At 69.9% G+C, this 14,046-nt stretch carries 11 protein-coding genes, 1 rRNA gene, 1 pseudogene and 1 riboswitch; of the genes and pseudogenes, 12 read left to right on the top strand and 1 reads right to left on the bottom strand.

Annotated features, from left to right (window positions below):
* From rrf to ACFV5H_RS35870, 11 genes and pseudogenes are all read left to right on the top strand, one after another.
* Positions 1-95, top strand: a 5S ribosomal RNA gene (gene rrf, locus ACFV5H_RS35920); the annotation flags it as partial.
* 109 nt (positions 96-204) lie between these two features.
* Entirely contained in the window at positions 205-813 is a 609-nt protein-coding gene (locus ACFV5H_RS35915; RefSeq protein WP_073934564.1) for a CDP-alcohol phosphatidyltransferase family protein, read from the top strand.
* A gap of 115 nt (positions 814-928) precedes the next feature.
* Positions 929-3,424, top strand: a complete 2,496-nt coding sequence (locus tag ACFV5H_RS35910; RefSeq protein ID WP_385198942.1) for a sugar phosphate nucleotidyltransferase — start codon at positions 929-931, stop codon at positions 3,422-3,424.
* 127 nt (positions 3,425-3,551) lie between these two features.
* Positions 3,552-4,445 (top strand): DUF881 domain-containing protein, encoded by an 894-nt coding sequence (locus tag ACFV5H_RS35905; RefSeq protein WP_385198940.1) that lies wholly within the window; start codon positions 3,552-3,554, stop codon positions 4,443-4,445.
* On the top strand, positions 4,442-4,774 hold the full coding sequence (locus ACFV5H_RS35900) for a small basic family protein (protein ID WP_003988855.1): 333 nt from the start codon (positions 4,442-4,444) through the stop codon (positions 4,772-4,774). Before ACFV5H_RS35905 ends, ACFV5H_RS35900 begins: the two co-directional genes overlap by 4 nt.
* Before the next feature lie 5 nt (positions 4,775-4,779).
* Positions 4,780-5,679, top strand: coding sequence for a DUF881 domain-containing protein (locus ACFV5H_RS35895; protein ID WP_385198938.1), 900 nt, complete (start codon positions 4,780-4,782; stop codon positions 5,677-5,679).
* Positions 5,680-5,740: 61 nt separating this feature from the next.
* Positions 5,741-6,673, top strand: coding sequence for an FHA domain-containing protein (locus tag ACFV5H_RS35890; RefSeq protein WP_385058162.1), 933 nt, complete (start codon positions 5,741-5,743; stop codon positions 6,671-6,673).
* Positions 6,674-6,711: 38 nt separating this feature from the next.
* Complete coding sequence (locus ACFV5H_RS35885) at positions 6,712-7,455, top strand: MerR family transcriptional regulator (RefSeq protein WP_385198936.1); 744 nt, start codon at positions 6,712-6,714, stop codon at positions 7,453-7,455.
* An 84-nt stretch (positions 7,456-7,539) separates the two neighbouring features.
* A complete protein-coding gene (locus ACFV5H_RS35880) occupies positions 7,540-8,013 on the top strand; it encodes a bifunctional nuclease family protein (RefSeq protein WP_004934251.1) in 474 nt (157 codons plus the stop codon).
* A 194-nt stretch (positions 8,014-8,207) separates the two neighbouring features.
* The gene (locus tag ACFV5H_RS35875; protein ID WP_385198934.1) at positions 8,208-8,891 is read left to right on the top strand and encodes a MerR family transcriptional regulator; all 684 of its coding nucleotides are present in this window, start codon (positions 8,208-8,210) and stop codon (positions 8,889-8,891) included.
* A gap of 59 nt (positions 8,892-8,950) precedes the next feature.
* Positions 8,951-10,434: pseudogene (locus tag ACFV5H_RS35870) on the top strand (DNA polymerase IV).
* Here ACFV5H_RS35870 and ACFV5H_RS35865 read toward each other — a convergent pair.
* On the bottom strand, positions 10,353-10,727 hold the full coding sequence (locus tag ACFV5H_RS35865) for a PRC-barrel domain-containing protein (RefSeq protein ID WP_385058156.1): 375 nt from the start codon (positions 10,725-10,727) through the stop codon (positions 10,353-10,355). The pseudogene ACFV5H_RS35870 and the gene ACFV5H_RS35865 sit on opposite strands and share 82 nt — an antisense overlap.
* 114 nt (positions 10,728-10,841) lie before the next feature.
* Positions 10,842-10,937, top strand: a riboswitch (glycine riboswitch).
* 174 nt (positions 10,938-11,111) lie between these two features.
* Between ACFV5H_RS35865 and gcvP the strand changes: the two genes are divergently transcribed.
* Complete coding sequence (gene gcvP / locus ACFV5H_RS35860) at positions 11,112-14,000, top strand: aminomethyl-transferring glycine dehydrogenase (protein WP_385058154.1); 2,889 nt, start codon at positions 11,112-11,114, stop codon at positions 13,998-14,000.
* Positions 14,001-14,046: the final 46 nt, after the last annotated feature.

Raw genomic sequence — 14,046 nt, 5'->3', positions numbered from 1 at the left:
AAACGCCCGGTTACATTCCGAACCCGGAAGCTAAGCCTTACAGCGCCGATGGTACTGCAGGGGGGACCCTGTGGGAGAGTAGGACGCCGCCGAACTCCTTTTAGAGCTCTGGCTCTTGGGCGTACAGCCCGAGAGCCAGAGCTTTTTTGCGTTGAGGTAAGGTCGGGGGGCATCATCGACACGTTTCCCACAGGAGGATCCCGGGTGGAGGTCCAGGAGACGCGGGTCCAGACAGACCGCGTCCTCACCATCCCGAACATGCTCAGCATGGCACGGCTCGTTGGCGTACCGCTGTTCCTGTGGCTGATCCTCAGGCCGGAGTTCGGCGGCCCCAAGAGCGACGGCTGGGCCCTCCTGGTGCTGGCCTTCAGCGGCGTCAGCGACTACCTGGACGGCAAGCTGGCGCGACGGTGGAACCAGATCAGCAGCCTCGGCCGGCTGCTTGACCCTGCCGCCGACCGGCTCTACATCCTTTCGACGCTGGTCGGCCTCACCTGGCGCGAGATCCTGCCGCTCTGGCTGACCGCCGTTCTGCTGGCGCGTGAGCTGGTTCTCCTGGTCATGGTGGGCATCCTCCGGCGACACGGCTATCCGCCGCCGCAGGTGAACTTCCTGGGGAAGGCCGCCACCTTCAACCTCATGTATGCTTTCCCACTGCTCCTGCTCAGTGACGGAACTGGCTGGATCTCGTCACTCGCTGCTATTTTCGGCTGGGCGTTCGCCGGATGGGGTACAACTCTGTATTGGTGGGCAGGAGTGCTCTACGTGGTCCAAGTCCGCCGCCTGGTCCGTGCGGACGCTGTGGCCGATTGAGCTCGCTGATTGGCGCGCACAGGGTGGTGCGATGGCTCGCAGTGGAAAAGTGCGGGACAATCCTGGCGGGTGAAGTCGGCTGGACCGTCGTCTCTTAGAGGAGGACGCTTCCGACATGAAGGCCGTCGTGATGGCCGGGGGTGAAGGCACCCGCCTTCGTCCCATGACCTCAAGCATGCCCAAGCCGCTCCTGCCGGTGGCCAATAGGCCGATCATGGAGCATGTTCTGCGGTTGCTCAAAAAGCATGGGCTCAACGAAACCGTTGTGACCGTCCAGTTCCTTGCGTCGCTCGTCAAGAACTACTTCGGTGATGGCGAGGAGCTCGGAATGGAGCTCACCTATGCCAATGAGGAGAAGCCACTCGGTACCGCCGGGAGCGTGAAGAACGCCGAGGAGGCGCTGAAGGACGACGCTTTCCTCGTCATCTCCGGCGATGCCCTCACCGACTTCGACCTCACCGATCTGATCAATTTCCACAAGGAAAAGGGCGCCCTGGTCACGGTCTGCCTGACCCGCGTCCCCAATCCGCTGGAATTCGGCATCACCATCGTGGACGAGGAAGGCAAGGTCGAGCGCTTCCTCGAGAAGCCGACCTGGGGGCAGGTCTTCTCCGACACGGTGAACACCGGCATCTACGTCATGGAGCCCGAGGTCTTCGACTACGTCGAACCCGATGTGCCCGTCGACTGGTCCGGTGACGTCTTCCCGCAGCTGATGAAGGAGGGCAAGCCCGTCTACGGCTATGTCGCCGAGGGCTACTGGGAGGACGTCGGCACGCACGAGAGCTATGTGAAGGCGCAGGCCGACGTCCTGGAGGGCAAGGTCGACGTCGACATCGACGGCTTCGAGATCTCCCCGGGCGTCTGGGTCGCCGAGGGAGCCGAAGTGCACCCCGACGCCGTGCTGCGCGGGCCCCTCTACATCGGCGACTACGCCAAGGTCGAGGCCGGCGCGGAGATCCGCGAACACACGGTCGTGGGATCCAACGTCGTCGTGAAGAGCGGCGCCTTCCTGCACAAGGCCGTCGTCCACGACAACGTGTACGTCGGACCGCACAGCAATCTGCGGGGCTGTGTCGTCGGCAAGAACACCGACATCATGCGCGCGGCACGGATCGAGGACGGCGCCGTCATCGGTGACGAGTGCCTGATCGGTGAGGAATCGATCGTCCAGGGCAATGTGCGGGTCTACCCGTTCAAGACCATCGAGGCGGGCGCGTTCGTCAACACCTCGGTGATCTGGGAGTCCAGAGGACAGGCGCATCTCTTCGGGGCCCGGGGCGTGTCCGGGATCCTGAACGTCGAGATCACACCGGAACTCGCGGTACGGCTGGCCGGCGCGTACGCGACGACGCTGAAGAAGGGCTCGACCGTCACCACGGCCCGTGACCACTCCCGTGGTGCCCGTGCGCTGAAGCGGGCGGTCATCTCCGCGCTGCAGGCCAGCGCCATCGACGTACGGGACCTGGAGAACGTGCCGCTGCCCGTGGCGCGGCAGCAGACCGCGCGGGGCAGCGCGGGCGGCATCATGATCCGCACCACGCCCGGCGTGCCGGACTCCGTCGACATCATGTTCCTCGACGGACAGGGCGCCGACCTCTCCCAGGGCAGCCAGCGGAAGCTGGACCGGGTGTTCGCGCGGCAGGAGTACCGGCGCGCGTTCCCCGGGGAGATCGGGGATCTGCACTTCCCGGCCAGTGTCTTCGACTCGTACACGGGCTCGCTGCTGCGCAACGTCGACATCACCGGCATCGCGGAGTCCGGTCTCAAGGTGGTCGTCGACGCCTCCAACGGCAGTGCCGGCCTGGTGCTGCCGAGCCTGCTCGGCAAGCTGGGCGTCGACTCGCTGACCATCAACCCCGGTCTCGACGAGTCCAGGCCGACCGAGACGGCCGACATGCGGCGCTCGGGGCTGGTCCGGCTCGGAGAGATCGTGGCGTCCTCCGGTGCCGCCTTCGGCGTACGGTTCGACCCCGTCGGTGAGCGGCTGTCCCTCGTCGACGAGAAGGGGCGGATCATCGAGGACGACCGGTCGCTCCTCGTGATGCTCGACCTCATCGCCTCCGAACGGCGCAGCGGCCGGGTGGCGCTCCCGGTGACCACCACCAGGATCGCCGAGCAGGTCGCGGCCTATCACGGCACGCAGGTCGAGTGGACGACCACCTCGCCCGACGACCTCACGCGCGTGGGCGGCGAGGAAGGGACGATCTTCGGCGGTGACGGCAAGGGCGGCTTCATCGTCCCGGAGTTCAGCAGTGTCTACGACGGCACCGCGGCCTTCGTGCGGCTCATCGGGCTGGTGGCGCGCACCCAGCTCACGCTCAGCCAGATCGACGCGCGCATCCCGCGGGCGCATGTGCTCAAGCGGGACCTGGCGACCCCGTGGGCCGTCAAGGGCCTGGTGATGCGGCGGGTCGTGGAAGCGGCCGGAGACCGGTTCGTGGACACCACCGACGGCGTGCGGGTGGTGGAGACCGACGGCCGCTGGGTGATGGTGCTGCCCGACCCGGCCGAGGCGGTCACCCATCTGTGGGCCGAAGGCCCCGACGACGCCTCCGCGCAGGCCCTGCTCGACGAGTGGTCCGCGGTCGTGGACAGCGCGGGCCGGTGAGCGGCCGGCACCGGCGGTAGAACGAGCGGTACGCGTGCGTGCCGGACAAGTGTCCCCGACGGGGCCTGTCCGGCACGCCGGTAGGTCCGTTCGGAGGTAGTGGTCGCGGCGTGCGACGATGTGCGGCATGCCGCAGCAACCCCCCGTTCGGAGCACACCCGCGCGGCCCGCGCGCCCGGACGCCTCCATGTCGTTGCTCACCAACGTCATGGACCACAGCCTCGACGACGGATACGCCGAGGCCGCCGCGCGGAGGAAGACCGCCGGCGAGGGCGGCATGCCGAAGACCCTCAGGTCGAAGCTGGGGCTCGCCGTCGGCCTGGTGTTCGCCGCCCTGATCGTGACCGTCGGGGCCGCGCAGGCCCGGGTCGCGGCTCCCGTCGTCGCCAAGGAGCGCGAGGAGCTGATCGACCGGATCGACCAGGAGACCGAGGCCGCGGACAAGCTCGAGGACGATGTCGACGAACTGCGCGCGGACGTGAGTGCGCGGCAGCGCGAGGCGCTCCGGGACAGCGGAGGCGACCGGTCCGCGCTGGTGGGCATCCTGTCCGGCGCCGTCGCGGTGCACGGGCCCGGCGTGCGGCTCGTGGTGAACGACGCCAAGGACGCGAGCGGGGGCGGTGGCGACGGTCCGCGGTCGACCTCCGGGTTCTCCGACACCGGGCGGGTCCGTGACCGTGACATGCAGCGTGTGGTCAACGGTCTGTGGGAGTCCGGGGCCGAGGCCGTCTCCATCAACGGGCAGCGGTTGACCGCCCTGTCGGCGATCAGGGCCGCGGGAGACGCGATACTGGTCGACAACAGGCCGCTGGTGCCGCCGTACACGGTGCTCGCGGTGGGGGACGGCGGGGAGCTGAGCGACCGGTTCCAGAACAGCGCTGACGGGCTGTATCTGCATGCCCTGCAGGAGAACTACGGGATCCGGACGGCCCTCTCCGTGGAGGACGACGTCCGGCTGCCCGCCGCACCGAGTGTGATCGTACGTACCGCACAGCCGATAACCGAGAAGGGCACATCGTGATCGCCGTACTGGGCCTCGTCGTGGGAGTCGTGGCCGGACTGTTGGTCCGGCCCGAGGTTCCGGCGGTCGTCGAGCCTTACCTGCCGATCGCCGTCGTCGCGGCGCTCGACGCCGTGTTCGGAGGGCTGCGGGCCATGCTCGACGGCATCTTCGACGACAAGGTGTTCGTGGTGTCGTTCCTGTCGAACGTCGTCGTCGCCGCGCTGATCGTGTTCCTCGGCGACAAGCTCGGCGTGGGAGCCCAGCTGTCGACGGGCGTCGTGGTGGTCCTCGGCATCCGCATCTTCTCCAACGCCGCGGCGATCCGCCGGCATGTGTTCCGGGCGTGAGGCCGATGAGTGAGCACGAGCACAACGAGACGACACGCCCGGCGGTGTCCCCGCCGAGGCCCGCTCCGGACGCCTCGCCCACGGCCGGCCTGCGCAGGGAACTGCCGGCGGAGGTGCCCGCCGGGGCGCCCACGAGGGCGCCCGCACCGGCGGAGGGGGACGTTCCGAAGCCCTCACCCGGTCTGACCGGCCGGCAGCGGCTGGTGAAGGGGCTGTGGCCGCCGCGGGTGACCCGGGCCCAACTCATCGTCGCCCTGCTGCTGTTCGGCCTCGGTTTCGGCCTGGCGGTCCAGGTGGCGTCGAACAGCGACAGTGACAGCGCGCTGCGCGGGGCACGTCAGGAAGATCTTGTGCGCATCCTCGATGAACTCGACGACCGCACAGAGCGTCTTGAGGACGAGAAGCAGGGACTCGAGAAGCAGCGCGACGAGCTGGAGAACAGCTCCGACCAGGCCGAGGAGGCCCGTAAGCAGACGATCGAGAAGGAGCGGCAACTCGGCGTGCTGGCGGGCACCGTGGCCGCGCAGGGGCCCGGGATCACGATGACCATCGAGGACACGAAGGGGACGGTCGAGGCGGACATGCTGCTCGACGCCATCCAGGAGCTGCGCGCGGCTGGTGCCGAGGCGATCCAGGTGAACGATGTGCGGGTGGTGGCGGGCACCTATCTGACGGACTCCGGGAACGGTGTCGGCGTGGACGGGAACAAGATCACCACGCCCTATCGTTTCAAGGTCATCGGCAAGCCGCAGGACCTCGAGCCGGCGCTCAACATCCCCGGAGGCGTGGTGCAGACTCTCGAAAAGGAACAGGCCACCGTTACCGTGGAGCGATCGACCAAGATCGCCGTGGATGCCTTGCGGGTGGTGAAGCGGCCTGACTACGCTCGGTCGTCCTCCCAGTGAACCGGGGGTGCATGCGGGGCGTCCGGCGAGGGCATGAGGTTGCGGGGGGTCGGCGCACCGAATGGGTGGTGCGTGGTGGAAACTGTCTGGCGGAGGCGGACGTTGTGAAGATGTCCGGGTCGGCCAATGTGTTCAGTCAGGGTTCGTCCTGCCCCACGGGCGGGTCTGTTTCGGTCAAGGGGAATCGCCCGTGAAGTTGTTTGCGAAGTTGTTCGGCAAGAGTGCGCGGCGAGAGGGCAGCGACAACGCGACCGCTCGTCATCGCGCACAGCCTGAGGCGGAAGGTCAGCGTCCGCTGTACCGGGACCAGGTGGGTCAGGGCGCGCAGTCCGTTGACCCCGCACAGTCGGGCGGCATAGGTTTCGGGCAACCGTCGACCTCAGGTACGGGTGGAGGGTTCTCCGACCCGTACGCGTCCCACGCCCCCGGGGGGCAGCCGCGGCAGGAGGATCCGTCCATGTCGGCCCTGGTGTGTACGAGGTGCGGCAACCGCAACGCGGAGAACAGCCGCTTCTGCTCCAACTGCGGCGCGCCGCTGAGGCCCGGAGTCACTCCGGAGCGCCCCTCGGAGACGACGTCCACGATCTCGATCTCCGGTCTCGAGGCCTATGACGCGGAGGCCACCGGCCAGACGCCGTCGCCGATGCTCTCTCCCGAGGCGCAGGCGGCCGTCGACGCGTTGCCGATGGGTTCCGCGCTCCTGGTCGTGCGCCGCGGGCCGAACTCGGGCAGCCGCTTCCTGCTGGACGGCGATCTGACGACGGCCGGGCGTCACCCGCAGAGCGACATCTTCCTGGACGACGTGACGGTCTCCCGTCGGCACGTGGAGTTCCGGCGCGGCCCGGACGGCTCCTTCACGGTGGCCGACGTGGGCAGCCTGAACGGCACGTACGTCAACCGGGAGCGGATCGACCAGGTCGCCCTGTCCAACGGCGACGAGGTGCAGATCGGCAAGTACCGGCTGGTCTTCTACGCGAGCCAGCGGGGCTACTGACCTCCCCGGATCCGTCCGGGGGACCCCAGGGAAGGTTCATGGTTCAGACACCGAGCGGCGGTGCCGGCAACGGCGCCGCCGCCGCGGGCACCGGACTGATGAGCATCGGCACGGTGCTGAGCGTGCTGCGCGAGGAGTTCCCCGAGGTCACCATCTCCAAGATCCGCTTCCTGGAGTCGGAGGGGCTGATCGAGCCGCAGCGGACCCCGTCGGGGTACCGCAAGTTCAGTGCCGGGGACGTCGAGCGCCTCGGTCATGTGCTGCGCATGCAGCGCGATCACTACCTGCCTCTCAAGGTGATCCGTGAGCACCTTGACGCCATGGAGCGCGGCGAGGCCGTCCAGCTGCCGGTACTGGGCCGTCCGGGGGACGACGGGGACACCGCTCAGGAGTCCGCCGCCGAGGGGCCCACGGCGGCGCGTATCGGGCGCGGCCGGCTGCTGGCGGCGGCCGGCATCGACGAGCGGACGCTCACCGAGTGGGAGTCGTACGGGCTGCTCGCCCCGGTCGAGGACGGCATGTACGACGCCGAGTCGGTCACCGTCGCCGGGCTCATCACCGAGCTGGGGCGGTTCGGGATCGAGCCGCGTCATCTGAGGGCGATGAAGGCCGCCGCCGACCGTGAGGCCGGCCTGGTGGACCAGGTGGTGGCCCCGCTGAAGCGCCACCGGAACCCGCAGACCAGGGCTCACGCGCAGGCGCGCACGAAGGAGCTGGCGGGGCTCACGGTGAAGCTGCACGCGGCGCTGGTGCAGGCGGCGCTCGGGATACGGCTGCCCTGAGACGGAGCGGCGCGGGGGCCCGGATCGGCCACCCGTTCCCTGCCCGACTACCCAAACGTCCCGGGCACGGCCTAGGGTTGCTGTGTGAACGAGCTCGATGTCGTAGGTGTCCGGGTCGAGATGCCCTCCAACCAACCGATCGTGCTGTTGCGTGAAGTGGGCGGCGACCGCTACCTCCCCATCTGGATCGGACCGGGGGAGGCGACGGCCATCGCCTTCGCCCAGCAGGGCATGGCACCCGCACGGCCGCTGACCCACGACCTGTTCAAGGACGTGCTGGAAGCAGTCGGACAGGAGCTCACGGAAGTACGCATCACCGATCTGCGCGAAGGCGTCTTCTACGCGGAGCTGGTGTTCGCCAGCGGTGTCGAGGTGAGCGCCCGCCCCTCCGACGCCATAGCGCTGGCCCTGCGCACGGGTACGCCGATCTACGGCAGTGACACGGTGCTCGACGACGCCGGGATCGCCATCCCGGACGAGCAGGAGGACGAGGTGGAGAAGTTCCGCGAGTTCCTCGACCAGATCTCGCCGGAGGACTTCGGGACCAGCAACCAGTGAGGGCGGTCGGAGGCCGTCGGCCCGGTCGGTCGCCGGGGCTCGCGCCGAGGACATTCGGCTAGCCTTTCCCCGCGGCGAGGTACGGGAAACCACTCTTAGGGTGATTATCACTCGGCGTGCCGAGTGTGGCGATCGTTGACGCACCCTTGGTGACTGCCTACCTTCGAGGAGGCAGGTCAAGGACGGAGGTCGGCGTGAGAAGCAGCGGCGACGGTACGGCTGGGGGTGCCCCCGGACGCGGTTTCGGGGTGAGCGGGCCGTACCCTCCCCAGAGCTCCCGGCTCCGTCAGGGCGGGGAGCATCCCGCGCACGGCGGCGCGATCGACCAGGCTCCGCAGCGACCGACGGCTGTGCCGAGCAGCGGAGGGGCGACATCCATGGCGTCCGAGCAGATCGGCTACCGGGGGCCCACGGCCTGCGCCGCCGCCGGTATCACCTACCGGCAGCTCGACTACTGGGCCCGTACGGGCCTGGTCGAACCGAGCGTGCGGCCGGCCCACGGATCGGGCACGCAGCGGCTGTACAGCTTCCGCGACGTCGTCGTGCTGAAGATCGTCAAGCGGTTCCTGGACACGGGCGTCTCCCTGCAGAACATCCGCACCGCGGTCCGGCATCTGCGTGAGCGCGGCTTCAGCGACCTGGAGCGCATGACGCTGATGAGCGACGGGGCCACGGTCTACGAGTGCACCTCGCCCGACGAGGTGCACGCCCTGCTCCAGGGCGGCCAGGGTGTCTTCGGCATCGCCGTGGGCGTGGTGTGGCGGGACGTGGAGAGCGCGCTGTCCCAGCTGCACGGGGAGCGCGTCGACACCGGGGAGACCCTGGTCGGGCACAACCCGATGGACGAGCTGGCGCGGCGGCGGAACAAGGCGGTCTGAGACCGTCCGGGGCCGCCCGGGAACGGCCGTTGTCAGTGGCGTAGGGCAGCATCGGAGATGTGAGATCCGCGCCCACGATCCTGCACCTCGACATGGACGCCTTCTTCGCCTCGGTGGAGCAGGCGTCCAAGCCGAGCCTGCGCGGGAAGGCGGTCGTCGTGGGCGGGCTCGGACCGCGGGGCGTGGTGGCCACCGCCTCGTACGAGGCACGGATCTTCGGCGTCCACTCGGCGATGCCCATGGCACAGGCCCGGCGACGCGCGCCGAACGCCGCGTACCTGGTGCCGAGGTTCGCTCTCTACCGGTCGGTCAGCGAGCAGGTGATGGGGTTGCTGCGGGCACTGTCACCGCTGGTGGAGCCGCTCAGCCTGGACGAGGCGTTCGTTGACCTGGAGGCCGGAGGCACGGCCCGGGACGAGCGGTCGGCGCGACTGGCCGGGGCGAAGCTGCGTGCGGACATACGGGCGGTCACGGGGCTCACCGGGTCGGTGGGGCTCGCGGCCTCCAAGATGCTGGCGAAGATCGCCTCGGAGCAGGCGAAGCCGGACGGACTGGTGCTGATCGAGCCGGGCACGGAGCGGGCCCTGCTGGGGCCGCTGCCGGTCCGCACCCTGCCGGGCGTCGGGCCGGCGACCGGTGATCATCTGCGGCGGGCGGGGATCCACACGGTCGACGAGCTCGCCGAGGCCGGGGAGGACGAGCTCGTACGGCTGCTGGGCAAGGCCCACGGTCACGCGCTGTACGCGATGGCGCTGGCCCGGGACGAGCGGCCCGTGGTAGCCGAGCGGGAGGCCAAGTCGGTCTCGGTCGAGGACACGTACGACGTGGACATCCACGACCGGGTGCGGGTCGGGACGGAGGTGCGGCGGCTCGCGGACCGGTGCGTGCGCAGGCTGCGGGAGGCGGGCCTGTCGGGGCGGACCATCGTGCTGAAGGTACGCCGGTACGACTTCTCGACCCTCACCCGGTCCGAGACGCTGCGGGGCCCCACGGACGATCCGGCGGTGGTGCGGGAGGCGGCCGCGCGGCTGCTGGACTCGGTCGACACGACGGGCGGGGTGCGGCTGCTGGGCGTCGGGGTCAGCGGGCTGGCCGACTACACGCAGGAGGACCTGTTCGCGCAGGCGGCGGGCGCCCCCGCCGACGACTTCCCGCACGAGGAGGCCGAGGCCGCGCCCGCACCGGAGCCGGAGACGCCCGCCGAGCGGCGCTGGCCGGCGGGGCACGACGTACGGCACGCCGTGTACGGGCACGGATGGGTGCAGGGCAGCGGGCTGGGCCGGGTCACGGCGCGCTTCGAGACACCCGGCTCCGGGCCGGGCCGGGTGAAGACCTTCCGCGTCGACGATCCGGCTCTGCAACCGGCGGAACCGCTGCCGCTGGTGTCCCGAAGACCCGGGGAGGACGAGGGCGCCGGGGCCGGCGGAGGGACGCGGACGGAGAGCCGGTGAGCGGGGCGGATCAGGCCGGCTTGTCGTTCCCGGCGAGTTTGCCGAAGTCGCGGTCCGGGAGAGGAGGGGGAGCGGCGAGGTCCAGGCCGTAGTGGTGGTAGAGCTGGAGTTCCTGTTCGGGGGAGAGGTGGCGGCCCACGCCGAAGTCGGGGGCGTCCTTGATGAGAGCGCGTTCGAAGGGCACGTGGAGGGCGCCGTCGACGAGGTCGCTGGGTTCCAGGGGGACGAAGGCGTCCCTGCTGAACAGGCCGGTGCGTATCGCCGCCCACTCCGGTACGCCGGTGGCGTCGTCGAGGTAGATCTCGTCGATGGTGCCGATCCGGGTTCCGTTGCGGTCGAACGCCTTGCGGCCGATCAGGTGGCGCGGATCGATGTCGGTCTGCACAGGCCCTCCACTGGTCGCAAACTCATCCGTAAGCACCACAAAACGGCACAATCGGCTGGACGGCCACTCGAACGTTCTGGTGTGGTGCTCGCTGGTACGCTGGCAAACGGCTGCTGACCCCGTGCGGGAGAGCCCTCCGGACACCATCGGAGGCGCCGAAGGAGCAAATCCTCCCCGGAATCTCTCAGGCACACGTACCGCACGGACGAGGTCACTCTGGAAAGCAGGGCGGGTGTCGACGGCTTCCGCTCTCACCGACGGTGAAAGCCGGGCGCCTTCGGGCCGTCCGGTGAAGCTCTCAGGTTGAGATGACAGAGGGGGAGGCCGTCCGGGCACCCGCGCCGTGGTGCCCTTCGAAGGTCGTCGGACCAGGAGGCCTCCTCAATGACCGCCCCTCGCACTCCGCTCTCCGAGCTCGAACAGGGAATCCCCTTCGAGCAGCGCCACATCGGCCCCGACCACGAGGCCCGGGCCAAGATGCTCGCGCAGGTCGGCTACGGCTCGCTGGACGAGCTGACGGCCGCCGCCGTGCCGGACGTCATCAAGAACGCCGACGCGCTGGACCTGCCGGGTGCCCGGAGCGAGGCCGAGGTGCTGGCCGAGCTGCGTGGGCTGGCCGACCGCAACGAGGTGCTCGGTTCCATGATCGGGCTCGGGTACTACGGGACCTTCACCCCGCCCGTCATCCTGCGCAACGTGATGGAGAACCCCGCCTGGTACACGGCGTACACGCCGTACCAGCCGGAGATCTCCCAGGGGCGGCTCGAGGCGCTGCTGAACTTCCAGACCGTGGTCGCCGAGCTGACCGGCCTGCCGACCTCGGGCGCCTCGCTGCTCGACGAGGGCACCGCCGCCGCCGAGGCGATGGCGCTGTCGCGGCGCATGGGCAAGAACAAGAAGGGCCTGTTCCTGGTCGACGCGGACGCGCTGCCGCAGACCATCGCCGTGATCGAGACCCGTGCCGAGCCGACCGGCGTCGAGGTCGTCGTCGCCGACCTGAGCGAGGGCATCCCCGCCGAGGTCGCCGAGCGCGAGATCAACGGCGTACTGATCCAGTACCCGGGCGCCTCCGGTGCCGTACGCGACATCAAGCCGGTGATCGACCAGGCGCACGGGCTCGGCGCGCTCGTCACCGTGGCCGCCGATCTGCTCGCCCTCGCGCTGCTGAAGTCGCCCGGTGAGCTGGGCGCGGACATCGCGGTCGGCACCACGCAGCGCTTCGGTGTGCCGATGGGCTTCGGCGGGCCGCACGCCGGCTACATGGCCGTGCAGGAGAAGATGGCGCGCAGCCTGCCCGGACGACTCGTCGGCGTCTCCGTCGACGCGGACGGGCACAAGGCCTACCGCCTCGCCCTCCAGACCCGTGAGCAGCACATCCGTCGCGAGAAGGCCACCAGCAACATCTGCACCGCCCAGGTGCTGCTCGCCGTCATGGCCGGGATGTACGCGGTCTACCACGGCCCGGAGGGGCTGCGGCTGATCGCCCGGCGCACCCACCGGTACGCCACCGTCCTCGCCGAGGGGCTGCGGGCCGGCGGGGCCGAGACCGTGCACGGCTCCTACTTCGACACGCTGACCGTGCGCGTCGCCGGGCGGGCCGCCGAGGTCGTCGCCGCCGCCCGTGACAACGGCGTCAACCTGCGTCTCGTCGACGCCGACCACGTCTCGATCGCCTGCGACGAGACCACCACCCGGGAGCGGCTGACCGCCGTGTGGAGCGCCTTCGGCGTCGAGGGCGGCGACATCGAGGCCCTGGACGCGGCCGCGCGGGACACGCTGCCGGACGCCCTGCTGCGCAACGACGAGTACCTGACCCACCCCGTCTTCCAGCAGCACCGCTCCGAGACCGCGATGCTGCGCTACCTGCGCCGGCTCTCCGACCGCGACTACGCGCTGGACCGCGGCATGATCCCGCTGGGCTCCTGCACCATGAAGCTCAACGCGACCACCGAGATGGAGCCGGTCACCTGGCCCGAGTTCGGTCAGCTGCACCCCTTCGCGCCCGCCGAGCAGGCCCAGGGCTACCTCACGCTCATCCACGAGCTGGAGGAACGTCTCGCCGAGGTCACCGGCTACGACAAGGTGTCCCTCCAGCCCAACGCCGGCTCCCAGGGCGAGCTGGCCGGTCTGCTCGCCGTACGCGGCTACCACCGGGCCAACGGCGACGAGCAGCGCACCGTCTGCCTGATCCCGTCCTCCGCGCACGGCACCAACGCCGCCAGCGCCGTGATGGCCGGCATGAAGGTCGTCGTCGTCAAGACGTCCGACGACGGCGAGATCGACGTCGCGGACCTGCGCGCCAAGATCGGGCAGTACCGCGACGAGCTGTCCGTGCTGATGATCACCTACCCCTCGACGCACGGCGTGTTCGAGGAGCACGTCGCCGACATCTGTGCCGAGGTGCACGAGGCCGGCGGCCAGGTGTACGTGGACGGCGCCAACCTCAACGCGCTGGTGGGTCTGGCCAAGCCCGGCCACTTCGGCGGTGACGTCTCGCACCTGAACCTGCACAAGACCTTCTGCATCCCGCACGGCGGCGGCGGCCCCGGCGTCGGCCCGGTCGGCGTACGGGCGCACCTGGCGCCGTACCTGCCGAACCACCCGCTCCAGCCCGAGGCCGGCCCGGAGACGGGCGTCGGGCCCATCTCGGCGGCGCCGTGGGGCTCGGCGGGCATCCTGCCCATCTCCTGGGCGTACGTCCGTCTCATGGGCGGTGAGGGCCTGAAGCGGGCCACGCAGGTGGCCGTGCTCAGCGCCAACTACATCGCCAAGCGCCTGGAGCCGCACTACCCGGTGCTCTACACCGGCCCCGGCGGGCTGGTCGCGCACGAGTGCATCATCGACCTGCGCCCGCTGACCAAGGCGACCGGCGTCAGCGTGGACGACGTGGCCAAGCGGCTGATCGACTACGGCTTCCACGCGCCGACGATGTCGTTCCCGGTGGCCGGCACGCTGATGATCGAGCCCACCGAGTCCGAGGACCTCACCGAAATCGACCGGTTCTGCGAGGCGATGATCGCGATCCGCGCGGAGATCGAGAAGGTCGGCTCCGGCGAGTGGCCCGCGGACGACAACCCGCTCCGCAACGCCCCGCACACCGCCGCCGCGCTCGGCGGGGAGTGGGAGCACGCGTACGGCCGCGAGGCGGCCGTGTTCCCGGCCGGGGTGAGCGCCGCTGACAAGTACTGGCCGCCGGTGCGCCGCATAGACCAGGCCTTCGGCGACCGCAACCTGGTCTGCTCCTGCCCGCCGCTGGACGCGTACGAGGACTGAGACACGCCGAAGGGGGCCCCTTGTGGAGGGGCCCCCTTCGGCGTGT

Origin of the sequence: Streptomyces sp. NPDC059787 (genome assembly GCF_042732315.1) — a bacterium.
In the GTDB taxonomy this organism is placed as follows: Bacteria; Actinomycetota; Actinomycetes; order Streptomycetales; family Streptomycetaceae; genus Streptomyces; species Streptomyces atrovirens.
The sequence above is the reverse complement of the archived record's forward strand: the minus strand, read 5'-3'. Positions and strand labels throughout refer to the sequence as shown.